The organism is Balneolaceae bacterium, assembly GCA_034521495.1.
Taxonomy (GTDB): domain Bacteria; phylum Bacteroidota; class Rhodothermia; order Balneolales; family Balneolaceae; genus Rhodohalobacter.
The window spans coordinates 133,929-157,623 of the sequence record JAXHMK010000019.1 but is presented as its reverse complement, the minus strand read 5'-3'; the positions used below and the strand labels follow the sequence as shown (position 1 = coordinate 157,623).

Sequence of the window (23,695 nt, the reverse complement as noted above, 5' to 3'; positions counted from 1 at the left end):
CTTCACCCAATATCTAAACCGTAAAATCGTAATCTTTTAAAAAATCATATTTTTGGCTCCTTTCCGCTACCTGGTCGATCATCTCTTTTGGCCATTCAATTTTATTACGGCTGTTTGACGGAGAACTGAACACCTTATCTGCTGCCGCTTTGATGTAATCTTCATACGGTTCAACTTCAAGAAACTCTATCAGTGTTGTGAGAGACTTCTCGGGGTCCTCAATAAACTGTTCATGGGTTAGTTCGCACCATTCCTCATCGGCTACTTCAGTTTTCAATTTAGCATTTGCTTCAACTCTCTTAAAGTAATCATCAATTGCCTCCTGAAGGGTGGGTTTGATGGAATACTTGCGTTTATGAGTGGCGATGTTATCAAGGGGATGCCGAACGATGTGAATCAGTTTGATGGGTACCTGCATTTTTTTTCGCAGTTTTTCAATAATGTCTGGTTTTGCCTGGAGGTGACGGGAAGAGCCTCCGCCTTTCTTATCGCCAATAACTCTCAATCGCCGATAACGCCCCTGCCACAATCCTTCTACTGCGTAATCGTAACCGGTCCATTCGCGTCCCTTTCCCGTAAAAACTTTGTCTTTATGTAGAATCATCGCGAAGATCTGCTCGCGGCTAAATCCGGCCCTGAGGTATCGAAGGGCATCCAGTTCGTGTGAGATAACGACCTCGGGATGTGCATCCAGCAGCGACCCTACCAGCGTGTGTCCGCTTCGGGGATACCCGATAAACATGCAGTATCGCTCAATTTCATTATAATCCCATTTAAAATGAGAATTCAAAATTTTGCTTTTTACAAAATGCCAGGGAACTCCAAAATCAGCCTGGAGATCTCTGCGTTCAAAACCCATAGCATCGGATAATGCTGTTATTTGGTCACCAATTTTTTTTAGTACACCCACGTTTTCTGCTTTGTTCTACTGTTTCTTTAGTTTCTGTTCAATGTAAATTTATTAGGATCACTATACCCTTCACCTCTTGATCCGCTGAGAGTTGCCAGCACGGATCTGCTAAAATCGATGGCCTGCCAATACATTTTTTTTGGGAAAGAAAAAGAGGCTTCCGACCATTTTTGATAGTTCATATATTTTAAATATTTGCCGGTATGCTTTTCAATCAATACAATTTGCCAGTCTGTTAAGGCCGATTTCCACTCCTTATTTTTGTTCTTTTGAATTGGTTTGAGAGTCTGTTTTTTCCAGGAGTTTTCTCCGTCTGCAAATCCTTTTTCGTCACGGTTGTAATAGTTTAGCATCTGTTCCTGAAAAGATACGCCTAAAAAGGCACAAATTTTTTGGAGGACTCCTTCTACATCCGAAATTAAATCGGTATATCTGAGCATCATGTATTGTTCATCAGAAAGCTCCTTCTCAAACCGTTGATGAACCTGTACATATTTACGCCATCGTTTGGCAGAAACAAAGACGGAGGGGGAACCGAACTTCGTTTTTATTTCGGAATAGGCCTTGGCCCGGGGATCTCTAAATAGAGATATAATTTTTGCATCGGGAAAAGCTGCTAAAATTTCCGGAATATGCAGCATATGCCGAGGCGTTTTTTCACCAAGAATTGGCTTATCCCGCTGTATTCTGTACATGGTAAGTTGAAGTATAAACAGATCAAGGGGAGCTGTGAGATTTAAATTATTTGCCAGTTGTAAAACATCTTCTTTTTGAAGATCCAGATCCCGTATTCTTGTTTTATGGTCATACCAGAAATCAACCAGGCCGTCTCTGAATGAGCTCTTTTCAGTTGTACGATTGTATTCGTCTCTCAGATGTTGATATGAATGAAAGAAATGGGTTTCGGGAGGTACAATCAGTTCACTATGGCTGCTGAGCATACTTTGCAGCAGCGTAGAACCAGACCGGCTTGTACCCATAATAAAGAATATCCGGTTTTTGGTATCGTCTAAATCTTTCGATGTTATTGTCTGGCTCAAACTAAAAGCTATAATTCAAATTTTTACTGAAGATTATCAGTTTTCTACAAGTTCTTTAACAGTGTTCCAGATACGTTCACAACTTTTTCCATCAGCAGATAGCATATGTTTGTCAAGATATTTACGAGCTGCTTCCTCACAGCAATCGGGTTGTTCCAGCCCGGTAATAATTTGATCCATCATTGTATCGAAATTTCGGGCCAGTAAACCGCCGTTGTCTTCGGGGGGATATTTCCAGATAAATTTCACTGAATCTACTTTTTTCTTGCGGATGCCTAAGATTGTTTTATTGAGCCACATAAACGATTCGTCTTTACTTTTTACCGGGTAAATATGTACGGTTGGGCGTTTTGTAGCATAAAACAGGTTGGCAATACTGCTAAAATTGGTTACTAACAGATCGGCAACCTGAAGGTCCAGGAAGTTGTCTGGATGATGATCTTTATATTTTAGCAATACATTACTGTAAGAAGTTTCAAGTTGTTGCAGAAACTCAAGGTAGTGATGCTCAAATCGGAAAGAGTCGTGCAGCCGAAGAATTACATTTACATTTCGTTCCTGGAGATCAGTTAATAATTTATTGAAAAGAGTATCGTCATCTCCCCAGTGCGAAAAAACTTCTCCATAGTGCCAGGTAGGAGCAATAAGTACTGTTTTTCGATTCACTACATCAAAAGGATAATAGGGCTGAAGGTCTTCTTTGGGAACATCTTTTTTTAGATAATCGTGACTGGCTGAACCGAGTGTACGGCAATTTTCGGGATGAAATCCGCTGACTTTGGTTCTATGTTCAAAATCAACAGGGCCAAAACATTGCCATTTTATATCAGGATTGGGTTCTTTCATGCTTCCCCAGGTGAGTCCAATATTTCGATGAATCCATTTCCATTCTACTTCATCATTGGGACCTTTCCAGCCATACCCGTGCCAAAGTATCAATGCTTTCGGGCTGATTTTACGCAATGGGATATTATTATCCATAATTGTAATATCTGGCTCAAAGCCTTTAATACCTCTCAGGGGGCTCATTTTATTGGTGCTTTGCAAATCAATATTAAGGTCCCAAAAATCAACGATACCTTCTTTTTGAAATTTATCAGCATCGTTTGATACAACCTTTACATCAGAATTGGTGTTGTCAGACAGATATTTGGTAAAGCTGAGCAGGTCTGCTCCAAAGGTTGTCGCATAGATCAGTATCTTCATTAAATCTATTTAAAAGTGATAATTCACGGCATTCAAAGCTAAGAAATAAAGATATCACCTAAAACAGTTCAAGCCTCCTGAGAACCGCTATATTTTTAGAAAATTTTGAGATTAAGCTGTTTCAGCATCGTAAATCTGTTCCACTTCATGAACCATTCTGGTTATGCCGTACTCCTTCTCCACAAGAGAACGGGCATCTCTTCGGATGGTGTTTAAGTCATATTCCCCGACCATTATTTTTCTGAGAGTTTCGGTCATCCCATCCACATCTTTCTCATCAAACAGGAAGCCTGTTTCCTTGTCTTTAACAGCTTCAGGAATTGCCGCATGCCGGGATGCAACCACCAGGGTTCCTTTGGCCATCCCTTCCAAAACCGTATTTGGCAAACCCTCCATATCACCATCGGCTGCGGTGGTGCTTGGAGCAAGAATGAGAGTATGCTGATCGTGAGCATCTATAATCGTTTCAATAGGCTGATATCCATGAAAGTGGATGCAATCATCTACTTGTAGATCGGCCGCATATTTTTGCAGCCTTTTTTTAAGAGGGCCGTATCCATAGATGTTCAACTCTGGTTTTAACCCCATTTTAAATAGGTTTGATACGGCCTCAATAGCGTATTTATATCCTTTTTTTTCGACCATTCGCCCCACCATCATCATTTTTTTTGGGTTGAGTGAATTTTCCCGGTATTCAAATTTTTTCAAATTTAACCCAAATCGCACCACAGAAATTTTCGTTTCCGGAAATCCGAGATCCGTCAGTTGAGATTTCATGTAATCTGTTGCCGCTATAAAATGACTTCCGTTTGATGCAAGTATTCTGTATCGTCTTTTCCAGCCAAATTCAGAAGGTAAACGGGAAACATCGCTCCCGTAAAAGCTAACAACCAGTGGAATTTCGTGTTTTTGTGCAAGGCTGATAAGTTTGTAGGCGTCATAGCCAAAGTGTGCGTGAATCAGATCCGGCTGTAGATTTTGAATGGTTTTGTCGTAAAAAGGAAGAGAGAGATTGGCATGAAAAGCGGCAATATTTATCCATGCCTGAATACCTGATGAGGGCACCTGGTGAACTTCAATATTTTCTGTAAACGATTTTTTCCGATAACAAAGTACAGATGGCTTATATCGAAGATGATTTTGCACGAGCCGGTCGATGAACGTTTCGGAGGGATTTAGAAAGTTTGTTTTGTAGTGTAATACTTTTTGCAAAATAATTTCAGGCAAGAGAAATATTTGATATGTTTTCAAGAAAATAGCTAATAATAGTTGGTTATAAAATCACAGTTCGTTCTGTGGGCGGAGGTATGAATGGAATCCAAAACCGTTAAGCGAATTTTCCTGTTTTTTATTTTCTATTTGCCATTCCAATATATATTGGTTGGGGTTGTAGGATTACACTACAGTGAGCCCTGGCCTGCTTTCGTTTTTCCGGGATTTAAAACCATTTATTCAACGGAAGGCAATGTTGAGATTGACGAGGCACGTTTTTTTGCCGTTCCGGGGAGCAAACCTGGAGAGAGAATTGAAATAGCTCCTTCCGCCCTGTTTGAAGGACTACCAGCATCTCAGTTGCAGGGTTTTTTGAGGAGTAATTTCAGCGATCAGCGAAAGTTCAGCGATGAGGCTAAAGAATGGTTTCGTAACAGGCTCGACCGGCTTTATCCCGATGAAAATTTTTCATCATTGCAGTTAGAGTGGTCGGTTGTCAGCTATCGCCATGATGAAAATTCAGTGAGTATTACAGGCCGGGAGACGTCTCAAACAATTACCATTCCACTTGGTTTTGAGTGATGAATTCAAACGAAAAAAACAGGTTCTCGAACTGGATTTTCAGATCGTTTTCAGTAACGCCGGAAGGTCTGGCACTTTACCGGATTTTCACTTCGCTGTTTTTGTTGGCTTTTCTGCTTCCTTCAACCGGCATTTATAGTTTTTTAGGTTCTCTTCCGCAAGATTTCTATAATCCTCCGCCCGGACCGATGGCGATATTTCAAGATTTTCCGCCGGAAATTGTATTCTATATTCTGCATTTTTTCCTGGTTGCTTCTCTAATATCCCTGTTAATAGGCTTCAAAACGAAGTTTGTATCCCTATCAACGGGTGTTATCATTCTTGTGCTGAAAGGACTTTTTTACAGTGTTGGTAAAATTAATCACGACCTGTTGATAGCAGTCGTACCGATGGTGATGGCCTTTAGCGGATGGGGTAAAACTTATTCGGTTGATGCGTTTTTGAACTCAAAAAAAATAGTTGATAACAAAGTACAAAGCTGGCCTGTAGTTCTGTTAGCATTCATGATTGGATTCATGATGTTTACAGCCGGCTTTCCAAAAATTTTAGGGGGCTGGCTGGATGTTGGAACACAGGCTACGTATGGCCACTACTTTAAACAGTTTTTTCTGAACGGCCGCCAGGATCTGCTGGCAGAATATGCGATCTATGTTGAAAATAAAATTGCATGGGAACTGCTTGATTACGGAACAGTATTGTTTGAGGCGGGTTTTCTGCTGGCTATTTTGCATCCTAAAACAACCCGAATATTTGTTTGCTTTGCGGTCATTTTTCACTTTTCAACGATGATGCTTCTAAACATCGCTTTTCTTCCCAATTTTTTGGCTTATGCGGCTTTTTTAAACTGGTCAGCCATTCATAATAAAATCAAAGAGAAATTTCCGTCCCAACGATATGCATCTATAGTACTTCTTGTAATATTTTTTGTAATGGTTTTGGGGATAGTATTTGTTGCGGATTACCTAAGCATTCCTGCTCTGAGTTCTGATTTGAGGACCTCTGAATTTTATATCTTACTCATAGCCTTGCCGATAGCTCTCTATTATTTGAGCTCTCAAATTTATCAGTCTGTTCAAAAACTTGGTGCCAAGTGAGACAAACTCGTTGCTGAACCTATCGAAACCTCAAACAGTTTTACTGATCCATTGCGGCGCAGAGGTTACGATTCGGTCAATCAAAATGTACCAGGGGTATCCAATCAAAATCAGTTGAAAAACAAATGCATCAAACCGAATGCTCATTGTTAATGTAATACCGATATGCATCAGGATAAGGAGAGATGTAGTATAGGGGCGCAGTTTTTTCCACCACATTGTAAAACCGATTAACTCTGTAAGCCATCCAAAAAGCAAAATTACGGAAGCCACTGTTGTACTGCTTAACGCCAGTTGCTGTAAAAAATTCAGCTGGAAACTGCCTTCACGAGAAATAATATCTACACTTTTTTCACCAATCCAGAGCCAGAGATGTCGTCCATCAAACCAGTGGATACCGGATGCAACCAGTTTTGAGAAGAATGCAGAAGTATATCCCAGCCCCACAAAAAATATGACAGCCCCTAAAACAAAACGGGGCATTTTTTCCTTCCCCGGGAAGAATACAGAACCAACAGCCAGGCAAAATACAGATAAACCGATCATGTTTTGGCTATGGGGTATTTCACCCTGCGAGAACCGAATAACATATTGCAGATGGAGCAATATAAGGACAACTGTATAAAACCATTTTGAACCTATCCGGAAATAACTAAAAATCGCAAAGATTGAAACCAGGACTGCTATGATAATTGGAATGTTCGTATCAAAGAAAAGGGACACATCGATATAATTTGCAAGGCCAAGCGGCAGTACTACTTCAGAGTTGTGGTATGTTGCATAAAGCCCCCATTTCCATGAATATTGAATGGTGTAGAAAAGGATAAACAGCTCAAAGAATTTGAAGAAAATGAGCTCTCCCGGAGAAACATCTCTTTTGGGTTCAAATAGCTGATGGGCAATTTTTTCATACCACCGCATCTATTCCTCCCCGCTTATATATTCAGATTCGTCTAAGGTCGGATTCATGCGAACAGTATCGGCTGTGACTAATAAGTATGGTTTTATCTCTACGACTACAGAATCATTTTCAATAAGTTTTCCCTCTACTTTTGAGGCCATCCAGCGCTGAGACTTAAGATTATTCTGCCCAAACATAAATTGCAGAGCATCCCTGCGCTCCGGTGTCCAGTTTTGGGTTTTTGATATAAAATTTGAAAAATCTATCTGATCAATGCCATGTTCTTTGAGCGGAACCGGTTCGGCTACTCGTTCGCTAAACAGATGTTTTTCCCATATTTGATCATCGGGAAGATCGGTTACATTTAAAACGATGGCACGTGTCCAGGGATTTCCAGCCTGAGAAAACATAGGATAGATACTAAACGGCCAAAATTCCCCCTCGTGTGTGGCAACGAGACCGACATAGATAACAAAAATTACACCAATAATTTTTATTCCCTTTTTAGCAAATGAATGATCCATTTGATCTCTTTTTACATTTTGACAGTTAATGTTTCCTCATCAAATAAAGCATGTTCTACAGTGATTTCGCTCTGATAGTAAACAGATACGAATATATTGCTTCGAACCTATATCTTACAATATTTAAGATGGTTTTTGGAATTTTTTACCTTGAATTTTCGCATAGGTTAAGAACAGAGTCATTTGCTAATGTAATTTGTCTCTCTTATTGTAACTGAGTTTAAATGCGTAAGTGTAAAATTATTTACAGAGGGTATTGCAGAATTTTACAAATGTTTTTCCGGGTAGTTGGCATTATATCTTTTTCAATGCTTCAAACCTCCGGGGGAAGACAACATATATGGTAAGTTACAGCCCTCTTATCTTTATTTAGCCAATAATTGAGTTTGTGTTGATAGTGTTTTGCAAAATAAGAGCGTATTTTTGAATTAATTTGTATTGATAAGCAACTGCCGGTAAAAAATTGATGAAGCAAATAAATATTTTGTGATTAAACAGGGCTATGAAAAAACTCGGATTATCTATTCTAAAATCGAACCTTTACTTCGTTTCTTTCTTAAATACATGTAGGGTTTTTTGTAGATGAAAATAATTGACGTTGCTGAATTTTATACTGACCAGGGCGGAGGAGTAAAAACCTATATCAATCAAAAATTAAGAGCAGCGAACCGATTGGGGCATGAAATGGTGATTATTGCTCCAGGCAGAAAACCTGGCGAGGAAGAACGAAACGGAGGACGTGTAATTTGGGTGAAGGGACCGCGCTTACCGTTAGATCCGAGATATACCATTTTGTGGCGTAAAAAAGAGGTTCAAAGGATTATTGACCGCGAAAAACCCGATGTTGTAGAAGGATCATCAGCCTGGACAGGCGGATGGTTTGCCGGGCAGTGGAACGGGGATGCAGCAAAAACACTTATTTTTCATCAAGATCCTGTAGCCGTATACCCGCAAACATTTTTAGGCCAATTTCTGTCACTTGAAAGGATAGACCGTTTATTTGGATTCTATTGGCGGTTTTTAAAGAGACTGAGCCACAAGTACGATGCAACGATTGTAAGTGGTGATTGGTTAAAAACCAGGCTTAAAAAATTTAATATCCATAACCCTGTTTCTGTACCTTTTGGGATCGATAAAAACTTTTTCTCACCAGACCGGAGAGATCCTGAATTGAGAGCAAAGATTTTAAGTGACCTGGGTCTCCCCAAAGATGCGCACTTATTAATTTCTGTGAGTCGTCATCATCCCGAAAAACGGTTGAGTACAATTATTGATGGTTTCAAAATAGCTTCGAAAAAGAAAGCGATGGGATTGATCATATTTGGTGGCGGGCCAATTAAAAAGTGGATTGAATTTAAGTCTAAAGATGTTGAGCATTTGAAATTGATGGGTTTTACATCAAATCGATCGGAACTTGCTGATATTATGGCAAGCAGCGACTATTTCGTACATGGATCAGCGGCTGAAACTTTTGGACTGGTTGTTGCTGAAGCTATCTGCAGCGGACTCCCCATTGTTGTGCCAGACAGAGGCGGTGGTATTGATCTGGCTGAACCCGATTATGCTGAGATTTATAAAACCGGAAATAAAGAAAAGCTGGCTGAGGCATTGTTAAAAATTACCGACCGCAATCGTAACGATTTGACTAAATCTTGTGTTGATGCAGCCAGGAATTCAATCCGAACGGTAAATGAACATTTTGATCATCTTTTTTCTTTCTATGAAGAACTGGTCAGCAGGAGTAATAAAACTTAATTTTTCTGCGAAATTCCCGCACAAGTTATTTCTTACATCATATTAAAGTTCCAGGGGATACGTTTAACAGCATTACGCAGTACCTCAATACGTAGTTGTAATCTGATCTTCTTTCTATTGAATTTATTTGTAAAAAAAAGATGATTTTAAGGATATGTAATTCATTCATCCGGAATCGTTAAGGCAATCATGCTGATCGATAAGCTTTGTAAATTTCTTTATCTTTGCCAATTATATTTTTACCACAAAGAGTGATTCCGGCGCAGGTTTGTATCGTTTGTAATCTATATGAAAAAATTAATTCAGTTTTTTGAGCCTCTCGTAAAATTTAATATTCACCATCCCTTTTGGGTTTTGGGCATATCGATCGGTTTAGCGATTTTGGCTTCTATATTTGCAATTCGTTTGCAGGTTGATACAGATCTTGCCAATCTGCTTCCCGAGTCCAATCCAAATGTACAAGCCCTTGAAAAGCTGAAAGATGTAGCCGGGGGAGAAACAGAAATGAAAGTGGGTATCAAATCTCCCGATTTCCAGGCAAATATTGAGTTTGCCAGGCAATTAGCAGACAGCAGTCTGAATCTCTACTATCCGCGGCAGGATATTTATTTCTTCAACAGGGCGGAGTTAAGACGGGAAACCGGGGTTCTGAAAGATAACGCATTATATCTTGCAACTACTTCAGAGCTTCAGGATATCATCGATTTTTTGCAAGCAGAGATTGATGAGGCGCGAGAAGAAGCCAATCCTTTTTTCGTGGATTTTGGTGCTGATTTTGAAGATGAAGAATCGGAAGATGGAGATGAAGATTCGAGCCAAATTGACCAATTCCAGCAGAGTTACGACAACCTGATTCCATCGGAATACCAGGTGAATGAAGATAGTACACTGGTAATTTTAACTCTTTATCCAACAGGTTCGCAGAATAATATTCGATACCTGGAAGATATGTTCGACCGGTACCAGGAACTGATCGATAAAATGAACCCAAAGTCATTTCATCCGGAGATGGAGGTAAAGTTTGGCGGCCGGTTAAAACGGCATCTGACTGAGTTCGAATCCATTATGAATGATGTATTCAACAGCTTTGCACTTGGAATTTCGAGCGTTATTCTTTTGGTGATGATCTACTTTGGCGGAAAGAAATATATCAACTATCGAAGGGGGACGGCATCAGATAAAGATCATGGTATTTTTCAGCATATTATTCGAATGCCCGTTCCTGTGATTATTATCGGTCTGCCATTGCTGATCAGTCTCATGTGGACGTTTGGCATTACATATATGGTTCTGGGAGTGTTAAATACAATGACCTCCGTACTTTTTGTGATTCTGTTTGGCCTGGGAATTGATTACGGTATTCATTTCTATGCACGATATATTGAGATTCGTTCATCCGGGTTATCCGTTGAGGATAGTGTATTTGCATCTTATCGAAAAACAGGAACCGCCATACTTGTAAGTGCCATTACCACCGCATCTGCACTTTTTATACTTCTTGTAGCCGATTTCAGAGGTTTCTCAGAATTTGGTTTCATAGCGGGTTTGGGTATTGTTTTGGCTCTCCTCTGCATGTTATATGTATTACCGGCACTGCTTGTAATTTTCGACCGATGGAACTGGATTCTGCTGGTTGAACGAGCAAAAGATAAAGTCCAAAAGCCTGTGATTCGACGTTTTCCGTTTTCGAGAACAATTGTTGTTTTTGGACTGTTGATCTCTGTGGTTGTTTTGTCTTTTTCCGGCAACCTTCGGTTTGAATACGATTTTGGAGTACTGGAACCTGACTACGAGGAGTACGATGAGTTTAGAAGTTTTGTAAAAGCAGCAGATGAAGACACCCGAAGAAATTCAGCCTACATCATTACAGACAATACAGAAGATGTTTTTAAGGTTCTTGAGAAAATCAGAACCAAAAAGGAGGAAAATCCTGAAACTCTTATTGATGAAGTAGAAGCCTTGCAGGAGCGATTCCCGCCAACACAGGAATTAGCGGAGGAGAAACTCAAATATATTTCCAGGATCAGGCAGTTGCTCCAGAATGATTTTATTGTAAATCAAGAGAGCGAAACGCTCGATATTCTGCGAAGAGGTTCACAAACAAGAGAGCCGCTGGACGAAGACCGGATTCCCGATTACCTGAAAAACAGGTTCATGACCAAAGACGGGGAAATTGGACGGTTTGTCATTGTTTATCCAAAACCGGGTTTATCAGATGGCTTGAAGTCGATCGCTTTTAAAAATGAGATTTCAGATATTACTCTCGATGATGGTACGGTTTATCATGCCGCAAGTACATCTATCGTGGCAGCAACGATGCTCGACCTTATGCGTAAGGAGAGTCCCTATATGGTATTGGCTACATTTATAGTTGTATTTATCATCATATTGGTTTCATTCAGAAGTTTTCGCTGGACGTTCATTGCACTGATACCCCTTATCATAGGATTGCTTTGGCTGTTCGGGATACTTTTGATTTTCGGCCTGAAATTCAATTTTTACAATCTTGTAGTGTTGCCCGCTATTCTTGGAATTGGTTGTGATAATGGTGTGCACCTGGCTCACCGATTTCGGGATGAAGGCGAGAAAAATATGTGGGAGGTTCTTTCCAGTACCGGTCAGCATATTACTATTGGTTCAATAACAACAATGATGGGATTTGCCGGTCTGCTCTTCACCAATCATCCCGGATTGAACTCTATCGGAACGATGGCGGTAATTGGTATTGGAATGACGCTGATTACGGCCCTGACATTTTTACCGTCTATTGTACAGGTATTGGAAGACAGAAATAAGATTCACGATTAATACTTCTGCAATTATTTTTCGTAAATCACGGTAAGTTTTGATATGATGCATAGTGCATTGTATGTAACGAATTAAGTAACTTTTTTTATGGTTACAAAAACAGAGGCTGTTGTTTTACGAACGGTTGACTACAGCGAATCGAGTTTAATTGTGACTCTTTTTACCCGCAAGCATGGGGTTATTGCTGTGATCGCAAAAGGAGCCAAACGGCCGAAGAGCAAATTTTCGGCGCTGATGGTTCCGGGACAGGTTTTAGAGGTGGTCGTGTACATCAAACCAACCAGAAATGTTCAAACTCTTTCTGAAGCTTCCTACCTTCTAAAACTCGATCAGCTCCGGATTGATCTTGAAAAATTAGCTCTCGCCACAACCACCCTCGAACTGATCAACCAGGTACTGCACGAGAATGAGGTAAATGAGATACTTTTTGCATTCCTGGTTAAATTTCTCAGGTGGATCAATTCCTGCGATAATCCCGGCCGAATTATTTTCCCGTATGTTCAACTGCGGGTGATGTCACATATCGGTATTGGAATACAACCTGAAGAAAATATAGATGATGAAACCTCATCCGGTTATATGAATATAGAGTTGGGTACGTTATCACAAAATACAGAGGGGGCCGAATCGGTTCAGCTTACATCTGGGCAGTTTCAGTTTATCAGAGATACAATATTTTCAAAGAAAAAGTCTATTTTTAGGATTGATTTGGAAAAAAGTGAACTAAGTGAGTTAATTGAATATTTAGACAGGTATATTCGTTACCACATAGAAGGAGTAAAACCCAGGAAATCCGATGGAATTTTTGATAAGATTTTAGATCATTGATATGAAATTTCGAGATAAATTACTTTCCGGAATACTGTTGATACTCATTGGAATTATGCTGGGAATGATTTTAATGCTTTTCCGCGAAGGTTCCTTCTCTTTCGATTTAGCGGAAGTGCAGGTTACGGAAGTTAAAAAAAGCTCCGAACCAATCTGGAGCGACGAAGATCTTGAAAAAATCGACGATCGGTTCCTGTTTCAAACAGCCGCCAAACGAATAACACCAACTGTAGTTTATATTGAAACGGTTGTCTCAAACCGCAACCGAACTCGAGGAGGTAGTGATGAAGAGGAGGAAGAAGATGGATTCTGGGAACGGTTTCTGCCGCCAAGGGCCCGTACTGTTGGATCGGGTGTACTTATTACCAGGGATGGTTATATACTGACCAATAACCATGTAATTGAAGATGCTGTTCGGGATGGAATTTCTGTAACACTGAACGACAAGCGAACCTTCGATGCACGTATTGTAGGACGAGATTCCAGTACAGATCTGGCCGTCCTGAAAATAGACGCTGCCAATTTGCCTGCTGCTGTGATTGGAAATTCTGATGAAGTTGAAGTGGGGGAGTGGGTATTGGCCATCGGGAATCCATTTCGATTGCGTTCTACAGTTACAGCCGGAATTGTAGGCGCTCTCAGCCGTGATGTACAGATAATAAATGATGATTATCGCATTGAGAGCTTCATTCAGACAGATGCTGCCATTAACAGGGGCAATAGCGGCGGAGCACTGGTAAATACAAGCGGTGAGCTGATTGGAATCAACACAGCTATTGCCACCCAAAGCGGCTCCTACCAGGGGTATGGTTTTGCCGTTCCAAGCAACCTGGCGTTGAAAATTGCACGGGATATTATTGAATATGGAGAACCCAGGCGGGGATTGTTAGGTATTCAAATAATTACGGTGGACGCTCAAACCGCTGAACGAATTGGAATGGATGAAATTCGTGGGGTTATGATCAGCGGAATTCCCGGTAACCCCGCCGAGGAAGCCGGTCTCCAACCCGATGATGTGATTCTTGCCGTTAATGGCGAAAAAGTGGACGAATCGAATCTCTTGCAGGAGCGGGTGGCAATGTACCGTCCGAATGATGAAGTAACACTGACAATCTGGAGAGACGGCAAAACATTTGATCGGGTTTTAACACTCGAAGAGCGGCCTGAACAAGAACCGTTGACATCTCAAATGGATGTTGAGGGTGAGGAAGAATTGGAACAGTGGGAGGAGATTCCTGAGAATGGTTACGAACGAGGTATTGAACATAAACGGTTCGACAGCTTTGGATTTACATTGCGTGCATTATCCACACCGGAAGACCCTGAAATTTTCAACGTTTATTTTTACCGGGTTCAGCCAAACTCAGAAGCATGGAACAAGGGAATTAGCGAAGGAGACGAGCTTTTAGAGGTGAATGGTGCAGGCGTTAAAAATATGAGCGATGTGGAAAATGAAATTTCAAATTCTCTGAAAAACAACAGATCTTTAGAGCTTAAATTACAAACTGCAGACGGAGCCATCGGCTTCTATAAGTTAAATTAGTTTTGATGAGATATTTTTTCGGGTGTTTAGCATTTCTACTTGTACTCGCCGGGTGTTCAGGTACAGAATCCGTTCAGGAAGAAGTTGAAAGAGAACGGCCGGTTGAAGAGGAATCGGCAATCCCCGCCTGGTACAATGACGGAGTTCACTCTGCAACCGACTCTCTTGAAATTCATGGTTTTTCGCTTTCATCTGCAATGGATTCTGTGAGAGCAGCGGAACTATCAACCCAAACAGCACTGGAAAATTTACGGTTTGAGATCGACCGAACTGCAGAAATGGTACGAACTGAGTTAGCCGATTCCGAAGGGGCAGGACAGAAGTACAGCTCTCCTGAATTTATTATCCGCTTACGAAATACTGTTTCTGATCTTCCATTAGACGCTGCGAGAATTACACTTCAGCATGAATCATCAAGTCGTGGGGTGCATTATTTCTATGCCAAAGCATCAATTTTCAGAACAGAATTACCCGAACTATTTAGAAAATATTTGAGAGATGAGACATTTATTCAAACAATCGGACCTGTTTCTGAATAAAGGTTTCAATTAAATATTTGTAAAATAGTTGATTCTGTTATAACAAGGGCTTTTTGGATTCCTTGTTTTCAACTTTGCTCAACCGATGGATTGAAAAAAAAATAAATAATTTGTTTAGATTTGTGTATTCCAATAATCCTTTGAAACTCATATTATTAAGATAGGAATAACTGTTTATTTGTATCTATTTAAAATGAAATGTTTTGATACAAATAAAGGTTAATTAAATTGAGAGCAATAATGGGAACTTAAGTGCTGAATTATTATATAAATAGTTACTTAGGCGATTGTTAAATACAAATCAGAACTAAAATAATTATGAAAACACATTACAACTTGCTACTTGCAGTGCTGTTGATACCACTCTTGATAACATCAACGGCTAACGCACAGGATGAAGATCAGGTACCGGACAAATTAAGTATTGGTCTGTTGGGAGGTATAACACAGGGACATATGAATTTAGGTACAGAATACAACCCAACATTTGGATTTAATTTGCGATATGCTGCGAATCCTGCCATTGCAGTTCAGACAAACTTTTCATTCGGAAAAATGACTACCCATCCGGATGATGATAACTACTTCGAACGTGAGTTCGAAAATAGCTATATCACTACTTCGATGTCTTCGCAGATTGATATACTCAGGCTGTTAGGGTCTACATCAGAAAATGTGAAATTATATACCAGTGTGGGACTTGGTCTTATTTTTAGTGATGTAACCACTTCTGTAAATAATCAGATTGGCAACTGGGAAAATTTCAAGGGAGAGGATCATTCGGAACCGTCAATGTTTGCTTCATTTGGACCGGGTGTTCGTTTTAATTTAGGACGCCGAGTTGACCTTTTCGCTCAGTACGACTATTTCATCTCTAATTCAGAACTTATTGATGGATTTAGAACTCGACCCGAAATGGATATTGACTTGCACAGACGTACGCCAGATAACTGGAGTGCAGTAACGGCAGGTATCCAGATTAAGTTTGGCAGCAGCGATAAGGATGCAGACTGGCATACATACACACCTGGGCTCGATCCAAGTGCACTTGATGGTGTTAATAGACGCCTTGATAATCTCGATGAGCGTGTAGCGGATAACACATCCAGAATCGACGATAACCAAGAGTATCTCAGAATGCTTGAAGACCGCATGGATGAATTTGAAGAACGACTCAACAATCTCGAACAAATGCTTGAAGATATGGATCGTGTAGAGATGACGATCTCCAACGATGTTCTGTTTGCCTTCGATTCATCCGTAATTCGGGAAAGTGCAAAACCAACACTGGCAAAAATTGCACGGGCATTGAACAACCATCCCGACAGAACACTGAATGTTGCCGGCCACACTTGCGACATTGGTACAGAAGAGTATAACGAGGGACTTTCTGATCGACGAGCAAATGCTGTGAAAGAGTATCTCGTGAAATCAGGAATATCCGCTAACCGAATTATGACAGAAGCGTATGGCGAGAGTGATCCTCTTGTACCAAACGAGAATGAAGCTGCACGTAAATTGAATCGCCGTGTAGAGCTTACGATCGAATAACAGATTAAAACTCTGAACTTATAAGGGTTGTCATTTAACAATGGCAACCCTTTTTTTATGAGGACTTACCCCATTTTTATGATGTAAACATGTTACATGTAGTTTGTTCTTTTGTCTTGATACAAAAGAACGAAAAAATCAAGGCTGTGAATACTTGGCGGCGGACCCGAGTTCACCGTGGAATCCTTTCAATGGTCCATCACGCTTTTAGCCCTTAAATTTCGCTTCTCACCGGTATGAAAGGATTCATCTCACGGTTCACTCGTTGTCCTTTTTCCCGCCAACTATTCAAGGCCCATTACACTCCCATGTTTACCATTTCCACTTTATAAAAATTATAAAACACTGATTATATTTGTCTTAGATATTTAAATTTGAAAATATCGGGGTAACTTCTCTTTTTTTATATGGAGAAGAATATAAAAAAGAGGTCATGGTAAATAAGTGGCAATCTTTACGCATATATATTTATAATGTGTTTACCGGTTAAAAGACGCTTAAAGGTCACTTTTTTCGTCAACCGGTAAACAGGTGTTTATAAGATTGTCCATCAAATCATGATCCAATGAAAAAGCCATTTTTATTATTCGCCTTTCTTCTGGTATCAATTACGCTGGTTCAAACTTCTTCTGCACAAATTGGAATACGAGGCGGTTTTAATTTATCGCGATTTGTGGGAGAGGATGTTTCCGAGACAGAGGATTTAATGGGTCTCAATGCAGGCCTTTCTTTCTCTATTATTAATCTTGGACCGCTTTCTATAGTACCAGAGGTATATTATGCCGAAAAGGGAACCCGGCTAACAGAACAGTTACAGCAATTCCAGCAGCAAGATCCTGAAAATCCCATAAATCCGGGTGATGTAGAGTTGGAATTCAACCTTGCGTATGTGGAAATTCCAATTTTGGCAAAAATTCGACTTCCTTTTTTGAGTACCGAGGTTATACATCCATATATAGCTGGTGGGCCGGTGTTCGGGTTTCGGCTGGATTGCAGTATCTCCTTCACAAACGAAACTGCAGAGCAAAGGATACAGGATTGTGTGGATGACAACTTTTCTGATCTGGAAGCTACATTTAACGACGCAGATCGCGGATATGTTCTTGTATCCGGAATAGATTTTCAAATCCCGATTTTAGGCACACTCACATTGGATGGCAGATACTATCGCGGGCTTTCCAGATTGATCGAAAACCAGGAAAATGATGATATCTATAACCAAAATATTACACTGATGCTTGGTTACACTATTGGGTTTTAGAGTCAACAGAATCAATGTCAACTTTACTTTAGAATCAAATTCTTATTATATTTTTGCCGCTTTTTTTCTAATCATCAATGAGAACTTTAAATATTTCCTACCTTATGGTTCAGAATGAACTACTTCGGGGCAGAGCCCACGAGGTATCAACTTATGGTCCAATTTTTTTAACATTGGTTGCACTTTTTGTGAAGTGTCCCCCTCCGACCTGTGCAACGAAACCTTGGCGTAGTTGTAAGGGATCAATGGGGGATGATCAATCTCCCCTTGAGGGGAGTACGGCTTTAGCCGGGAGGGGTGTAATGCCTCAAAACCAAGGGGTGGTAAAACACAAAATTTAGAAAGTCATCCCCCAGCTCACTCCGTTCGCTTCCCCCTTCAAAAGGGGGACTTTTATCTTTTTTCCTACCTAAAGGATCAGGGATATTAAACAACTTATGATTAAAAACCCGTTACATGTGTTCCATTTCAGAACTAAAATAACATTGAAATACGATCTTAAATTTTAATTGATAGATTAAAAATCAACTAAATGAAAAAATACATACCTCTACTACTTCTCCTTTTTATTTGGAGCTGTTCCCCTAAATCTGGCTCTCAACTTCAAGAGGATGAGACCTCGATCCAGGCAGTCCCAATCGAAACATCAATTGACCTAACGGCTATGGAAAACGATCAGCTGACGGTTCGGATAGATCCGGGAGATTTTGATCAGGATACGGTTTTATATCGTTTGCCAAGAGTTATACCGGGAACATATATGGAGAGCAATTTCGGATCTTTTGTGGAAAATATGACGGCGTTCTACATGGATGGCAGTTCTGCACCTGTAAGCTCTACCGATACAAATACGTGGACGTTAAGCAATGCTCCAAGTGTTGATTACCTGGAATACAAAGTCAATGATACGTTTGACATTGAGAATACTGACAAAGCCACTCCCTACTCAATGGCAGGCACAAATATTTCTGAAGAGATCTACGTACTGAATCTCCATGGATTTGTTGGATATTTTGAAGGATGGCAGGAAAACAAATATGAATTAAACATCACGTCCCCAACAGATTTTAAAAGTTCTTCGGCTTTAAACATTGCCTCATCGGATACTACTACAGATCAAATAACCACCACCTATTTTGCCGACCGATATTTTGAGGTGATTGACAATCCAATGATGTACGGGCATTTCACCAAGGAGGAGTTTGAGGTAGATGGGATAGATATTGTATTCAGTCTCTATTCGCCATCTGGTAACCACACAGCTGCAGGACAAAAAGATGTAATCTATGATATCATGTCTGCTCAAAAACAGTACCTGGGAGACCTGGAAACAACAGATCGCTATAGCATTTTTCTCTACATGGCCGGTCAATCTCAGGATGCGACGAACTTCGGAGCTCTTGAGCATCATACCTCAACCGTTATGGTCTATCCGGATTACATAAATAACAATCAATTGGAAGAGGGGTTGGTGGATGTTATTTCGCATGAATTTTTCCATATCGTTACCCCGCTAAATCTACACTCTGAGGATATTCGATATTTTGACTATTACACCCCCACATTCTCAAAACACCTGTGGATGTATGAAGGACTCACAGAATATTTCGCCAGTCATTTCCAGATTTATGAGGGCCTGGATACGAAAGAGGAGTTTTACGAAAAAATCTCACAGAAAATACAATACGCAAAGACCTTCAATGATACTCTGAGCTTTACAGAGATGAGTGAAAATGTGCTGGATGAACCTTATGCATCAAATTATCTGAATGTGTATATGAAGGGGGCACTTATCAACATGTGTCTTGATATTATCATGCGTGAAGAGAGTGATAATACACGAAGTATGATAACACTCATGAAAGAACTCACAGAGAGATACGGAACTGAAAGGCCTTTCGAGGATGATGCTTTAATTGAAGAGATCGCAACGATGACGTACCCGGAAATCGGTGAATTCTTAGAAACACATGTAATCGGATCCACACCTGTCAATTATGATACATATCTAAGAAAAGTAGGGTTGGAGCAAGCCGAAGCAGAACGTCCAACATCATTTTTCTTTGCGGATCAGTCAACTCCATTTTTTAATGTTGACCAGGAGGAAGGAACAATTTTTCTGCGGGAGGATATTGAACTTCACAGCACACTTAAAGAATTAGGTGCACAGGGAGGCGATGTGATTGTTTCAGTAAATGGTGAACCTCTCAATCTTCAAACAGCGCAACAGATCATAGGCGGTTCCATGAGTTGGAATCCGGAAACTGAAATTGAGTTGGTAGTAGAGCGTGATGGCGAAGAAGTGACTCTGAGCGGAGTGTACGGGAACCCGGTATATATCAAACGAATCATCCGGGAAGTTGAAAAGCCAACCGATGATCAGTTAACTCTTAGGAACTGGTGGCTGGGAGCGGAATAACATTACTCTTTTACTAAACTTGACGGCAAATTAAGTGTAAATGTGGCTCCCTTGTCTTTACCATTTTGGTGAACTTTAATGGAGCCTCCCATCTCATTCAGATAATTAGCACTGCTGTGCAATCCGAAGCCGTGCCCGTTTTTCTTCGTTGTAAATCCCTGGGTAAAGATTTTTCCGAGATGCTCATTCTTAATTCCCGGTCCGGTATCGCTGATGGAAAGATATACCCGGTCGTCTTCCTGCCAGGTTTTGATCACAATTTTCTTCTCTTCCGGGTCCATACCAGCCATTGCTTCTTTGGCATTTTTTAGAATATTAATAAGTACATGGATCAGTTTTGAACGTTGTATAAATACAGGATTTGATGCCTGAAGATCTTTTACAATATCAAGGTTATGGCGTTCGATTGACCCCGCCTGAAGAGAGATGGCATTGTCTATAATTTCATCCAATAGAACCTGTTCGGCATGAATACCGGTACTCGCATAATTTTGCTGAGCAGCAATTATTTCATTAATTAATTCAATCTTTTCGTTCAGCCGTTCAGATTGACGAATCATTTTTTGCCGTTCCTTTTTTAAAGGATCTTCAAGTTTTAGATAATACCTGAGTAGATTTTTCCCTTTCGGATTATTTGCAATAAACTCATCAATATTGTCGATATTTTTGCGAAGCAGAAGGTTGGCCTGGATCAATCCCTCCAGTTTCGATTGCCGTGCCGTTTCTTCAATCAAAGAAGCGGAAGTGTTTACACTTGTTAAGACGTTTCCAACATTATGTAAAACCCCGGTAGCGATATCAGCCATACCGGCTTTATGAGCTTTTTCAATAAGTTCATCTTTAGTAGTTTCTAACTCCTCAAGCGTTGTTTCGAGGTCTTGATTTTTCTCCTTCAATTCTTCTGTTCGTTCTGCAACCAGTTGTGCCAGTTGTCGGTTTCTTTCCCGTATAGACCGAACCCGTAACCGGTAGATTGCAAAAATGGAAGCACCAATAAAAAGAGCTGTTAACAAGTAAAACCAGGTGGTTTGCCAAAATGGTGGTGTAATGAATAATGTGATAGATGTTCCCTCCTCATTCCAAATACCATCGTTATTGGATGCTTTAACCCGGAATATGTATTCGCCGGGATCGAGGTTTGTGTATGTTGCATTTCTTTGTGAACCAACGTAATTCCACTCATCCTCGAACCCCTCCATCAAGTAAGCATATTGATTGTATTCGGGACGTGTATAGTTCAGAGCTACAAAATCAAACGTTATTACATTTTCCCGGTAAGAAAGCACCAGTGTATCAGCCAGGGATATATTTTTCTGCAGGGGCGATTCGGGATCGGTTATATCGACCGGTTGATTGGATAACTTCAAATTCGTTAAGTAAACAGGCGGTTCATAGGGATTATTTTCAATTTTATCCGGGTGGAAAAGGATGAAGCCAGCCAAGCCTCCAAAAAGTAATTCTCCCTCGCTGGTTTTGTGCGCAGAATATCTCGAAAATTCGTTAATCTGCAATCCGTCACTTTTATCGAAATTTGTAAAGGTCTCTTCCAACGGATCAAATTTTGAGATTCCATCAATGGTACCGAGCCAGATATTTCCGCTGTCATCTTCAACAATCGACCTGATTTCATTGACGGGTAACCCGTCCGACTCGTAGTAGTTTATAAAGTGATCTTTTTCAGTTACATATTTGGATAATCCATTATTCGTAGCAAACCAAATATTGTGATTACTGTCTTCAATAATATGCCGAATGGAGTTACTTGCTATACTTAAAGAATCTTCCTCAGAGGAATACAGACGTTCAAAAACAGGATTCCGGGCATCTTTCTCTTCCGAACGCAGCAGGCTTAAACCTTCCAGTGAGCCGATCCAGATATTCCCGAAGCTGTCCTCGTAAATTTGAATGATCAGATTTGATGAAAGGGTAGTTGTATCAGTCGGTATAGATGCAAACTGTTGAACATTTCCGGTATCACGATTGTATCGAACCAAGCCATCTTGAAAGGCTGCAACCCAGATATACTCTTCGCCAAAATGAAAATCGAAGACACTCTGGATTGGATAGTTGTCACTGTCAACATCAAACATCTCATTGAAGGTGGTAAAAACACCGGCCTCTTTATTACTGAGGATATTAAGGCCGCCGGCCCACGTTCCCACCCAAAGATTTCCGTTTTCATCTTCATTCAGCGAAATTACGGCATTTGATCCTATCGAATTCGGATCATCCGGGTCATTCATATAATGGGTAAAAGTACCCTCCCCTTTGTTAAAATAGTTCAATCCGCCGCCATCTGTAGCGATCCATAGGTTGTCTTCATCATCTCCCCAAATATCCCTGATAATATCATTGTTGAGGCTGTACCGGCTGAGGGAGTTGTTGTAATAGTGAGTGAATTTGGAGTTGTACTTGTCTGATATGTTAATGCCTGATTGTGCCATTCCAATCCAGTAGCGCATCTGGCGGTCCTGGAAAATGGTCCAGATTGAATTATGAGTGAGGCTGCCGGGGGTATTGGGATCGCTGTTGTAGCGATAAAAGTTATCTTCAGTCTCATTGTAGAGATGTAATCCGCCGTTTTCGTTCCCAACCCAAAGTTGGTCCAGCCGGTCTACATACATCGCAAAAATATTATTATTCCCAAGGCTGTTTGGATTGCCCGGTTCGTGCAGGTAGTGTTTGAATGAAATATTTTCATCTTCTGTGATGACACGCTCCAGGCCCGATCGCTGTGTCCCCACCCAGAGATTGCCGTGAGCATCGAGGATAACTTCTGTCAATGAAGCTGATGCGATGGAGGTTGGGTCTGAGGGATCGGGTGTAAAAAATTCTACCTGGCGTGTTTCAATATCTACTCTTGCCAAACCGTTTTCTGCTGTTGCAAGCCAGATAACGTCATTTTCATCAATAACCATGGCTGTAATTCCCAACTGGTTTGTTATTCCGAGAGGCAGGAATTTTTTCTGATCTTTATTAAAATAGTACAGGCCATCGCCCCCTCCGGCTACCCAAAGTGTTCCTTCACTGTCTTGAGTGATCGTATTTACCACATTGCCTTCACCGCTGCTTGTTTGTGATTCTGTGGGCAGTTGGAACCGTATAAAGTTATCTTTTTCTTTGTTGTACCGGGCAATGCCATTTCCTGTCCCGATCCACAATCGGTTTTTGTCGTCTTCATAAATTTCACCTACAAAATTGTCACTGATACTTTTGGAGTTTGTTGTAGACGTATAGATCTTAAATTCCAGTCCATTATATCTGTGCAAGCCGCTATAGGTGCCCACCCAGATATAGCCCATCTGATCCTGGAAGATGTCTGCAACCCGGTTACTGTTCAACCCTTCATAAATCCGCTGGAATTGCATTTCGGGTTTTCCGGAATTGGATTGAGCAGAAGAAACATCATAATTATCAGCCAGACACCAGCTAAAAATTATGAACAGAGCCAGAATATTTTGGAGGTAGCGGTTCATAAACAGATCTATTCTTTGATTTTTCAGCGATCTCCATTTCATTTGT

The 23,695-nt window shown here is 40.5% G+C and carries 17 protein-coding genes; 10 read left to right on the top strand and 7 right to left on the bottom strand.

Features of this window, described 5'->3' with window-relative positions; all coding sequences use genetic code 11:
- Positions 1-13: 13 nt before the first annotated feature.
- From U5K72_17895 to U5K72_17880, 4 genes are all read right to left on the bottom strand, one after another.
- Complete coding sequence (locus U5K72_17895; GenBank protein ID MDZ7720695.1) at positions 14-910, bottom strand: sulfotransferase; 897 nt, start codon at positions 908-910, stop codon at positions 14-16.
- 26 nt (positions 911-936) lie between these two features.
- Positions 937-1,950 carry a sulfotransferase gene (locus U5K72_17890; GenBank protein MDZ7720694.1) on the bottom strand — a complete coding sequence of 338 codons (1,014 nt, stop codon included), beginning with the start codon at positions 1,948-1,950 and terminating at the stop codon, positions 937-939.
- 36 nt (positions 1,951-1,986) lie between these two features.
- Entirely contained in the window at positions 1,987-3,156 is a 1,170-nt protein-coding gene (locus tag U5K72_17885; GenBank protein MDZ7720693.1) for a CDP-glycerol glycerophosphotransferase family protein, read from the bottom strand.
- A 111-nt stretch (positions 3,157-3,267) separates the two neighbouring features.
- On the bottom strand, positions 3,268-4,383 hold the full coding sequence (locus U5K72_17880) for a glycosyltransferase (protein MDZ7720692.1): 1,116 nt from the start codon (positions 4,381-4,383) through the stop codon (positions 3,268-3,270).
- An 84-nt stretch (positions 4,384-4,467) separates the two neighbouring features.
- Between U5K72_17880 and U5K72_17875 the strand changes: the two genes are divergently transcribed.
- Together U5K72_17875 and U5K72_17870 are read left to right on the top strand one after the other, a co-directional pair.
- On the top strand, positions 4,468-4,950 hold the full coding sequence (locus U5K72_17875) for a hypothetical protein (GenBank protein ID MDZ7720691.1): 483 nt from the start codon (positions 4,468-4,470) through the stop codon (positions 4,948-4,950).
- Positions 4,950-6,044, top strand: coding sequence for an HTTM domain-containing protein (locus tag U5K72_17870; protein MDZ7720690.1), 1,095 nt, complete (start codon positions 4,950-4,952; stop codon positions 6,042-6,044). Before U5K72_17875 ends, U5K72_17870 begins: the two co-directional genes overlap by 1 nt.
- 30 nt (positions 6,045-6,074) lie before the next feature.
- Here the strand turns inward: U5K72_17870 and U5K72_17865 are convergent, their stop codons facing one another.
- Positions 6,075-6,965, bottom strand: coding sequence for a hypothetical protein (locus U5K72_17865; protein ID MDZ7720689.1), 891 nt, complete (start codon positions 6,963-6,965; stop codon positions 6,075-6,077).
- A complete protein-coding gene (locus tag U5K72_17860; GenBank protein ID MDZ7720688.1) occupies positions 6,966-7,469 on the bottom strand; it encodes a hypothetical protein in 504 nt (167 codons plus the stop codon).
- 582 nt (positions 7,470-8,051) lie between these two features.
- Between U5K72_17860 and U5K72_17855 the strand changes: the two genes are divergently transcribed.
- From U5K72_17855 to U5K72_17820, 8 genes are all read left to right on the top strand, one after another.
- Positions 8,052-9,224: a glycosyltransferase gene (locus U5K72_17855; GenBank protein MDZ7720687.1), complete on the top strand. Its 1,173-nt coding sequence runs from the start codon at positions 8,052-8,054 to the stop codon at positions 9,222-9,224.
- Positions 9,225-9,512: 288 nt separating this feature from the next.
- Positions 9,513-12,032: an MMPL family transporter gene (locus tag U5K72_17850; GenBank protein ID MDZ7720686.1), complete on the top strand. Its 2,520-nt coding sequence runs from the start codon at positions 9,513-9,515 to the stop codon at positions 12,030-12,032.
- 87 nt (positions 12,033-12,119) lie between these two features.
- Complete coding sequence (recO, locus tag U5K72_17845; protein MDZ7720685.1) at positions 12,120-12,860, top strand: DNA repair protein RecO; 741 nt, start codon at positions 12,120-12,122, stop codon at positions 12,858-12,860.
- 1 nt (position 12,861) lies between these two features.
- Positions 12,862-14,403: a trypsin-like peptidase domain-containing protein gene (locus U5K72_17840; protein MDZ7720684.1), complete on the top strand. Its 1,542-nt coding sequence runs from the start codon at positions 12,862-12,864 to the stop codon at positions 14,401-14,403.
- 5 nt (positions 14,404-14,408) lie between these two features.
- On the top strand, positions 14,409-14,942 hold the full coding sequence (locus tag U5K72_17835) for a hypothetical protein (GenBank protein ID MDZ7720683.1): 534 nt from the start codon (positions 14,409-14,411) through the stop codon (positions 14,940-14,942).
- 318 nt (positions 14,943-15,260) lie between these two features.
- Positions 15,261-16,493 (top strand): OmpA family protein, encoded by a 1,233-nt coding sequence (locus U5K72_17830; GenBank protein MDZ7720682.1) that lies wholly within the window; start codon positions 15,261-15,263, stop codon positions 16,491-16,493.
- Positions 16,494-17,058: 565 nt separating this feature from the next.
- Positions 17,059-17,754 (top strand): porin family protein, encoded by a 696-nt coding sequence (locus U5K72_17825; protein ID MDZ7720681.1) that lies wholly within the window; start codon positions 17,059-17,061, stop codon positions 17,752-17,754.
- 532 nt (positions 17,755-18,286) lie between these two features.
- Positions 18,287-20,173, top strand: coding sequence for a peptidase M61 (locus tag U5K72_17820; GenBank protein MDZ7720680.1), 1,887 nt, complete (start codon positions 18,287-18,289; stop codon positions 20,171-20,173).
- Positions 20,174-20,175: 2 nt separating this feature from the next.
- On the opposite strand, the gene U5K72_17815 is transcribed toward U5K72_17820, so the two are convergent.
- Positions 20,176-23,649, bottom strand: a complete 3,474-nt coding sequence (locus tag U5K72_17815) for a two-component regulator propeller domain-containing protein (protein ID MDZ7720679.1) — start codon at positions 23,647-23,649, stop codon at positions 20,176-20,178.
- Between the last annotated feature and the right edge of the window lie 46 nt (positions 23,650-23,695).

Coding starts and splice junctions, on each gene's coding strand:
- U5K72_17875 (MDZ7720691.1), top strand. CDS start 4,468: ATGGAATCCAAAACCGTTAAGCGAATTTTCCTGTTTTTTATTTTCTAT.
- U5K72_17870 (MDZ7720690.1), top strand. CDS start 4,950: ATGAATTCAAACGAAAAAAACAGGTTCTCGAACTGGATTTTCAGATCG.
- U5K72_17865 (MDZ7720689.1), bottom strand. CDS start 6,965: ATGCGGTGGTATGAAAAAATTGCCCATCAGCTATTTGAACCCAAAAGA.
- U5K72_17850 (MDZ7720686.1), top strand. CDS start 9,513: ATGAAAAAATTAATTCAGTTTTTTGAGCCTCTCGTAAAATTTAATATT.
- U5K72_17885 (MDZ7720693.1), bottom strand. CDS start 3,156: ATGAAGATACTGATCTATGCGACAACCTTTGGAGCAGACCTGCTCAGC.
- U5K72_17825 (MDZ7720681.1), top strand. CDS start 17,059: ATGAAAAAGCCATTTTTATTATTCGCCTTTCTTCTGGTATCAATTACG.
- U5K72_17830 (MDZ7720682.1), top strand. CDS start 15,261: ATGAAAACACATTACAACTTGCTACTTGCAGTGCTGTTGATACCACTC.
- U5K72_17835 (MDZ7720683.1), top strand. CDS start 14,409: ATGAGATATTTTTTCGGGTGTTTAGCATTTCTACTTGTACTCGCCGGG.
- U5K72_17820 (MDZ7720680.1), top strand. CDS start 18,287: ATGAAAAAATACATACCTCTACTACTTCTCCTTTTTATTTGGAGCTGT.
- U5K72_17855 (MDZ7720687.1), top strand. CDS start 8,052: ATGAAAATAATTGACGTTGCTGAATTTTATACTGACCAGGGCGGAGGA.
- recO (MDZ7720685.1), top strand. CDS start 12,120: ATGGTTACAAAAACAGAGGCTGTTGTTTTACGAACGGTTGACTACAGC.
- U5K72_17840 (MDZ7720684.1), top strand. CDS start 12,862: ATGAAATTTCGAGATAAATTACTTTCCGGAATACTGTTGATACTCATT.
- U5K72_17860 (MDZ7720688.1), bottom strand. CDS start 7,469: ATGGATCATTCATTTGCTAAAAAGGGAATAAAAATTATTGGTGTAATT.
- U5K72_17815 (MDZ7720679.1), bottom strand. CDS start 23,649: ATGAACCGCTACCTCCAAAATATTCTGGCTCTGTTCATAATTTTTAGC.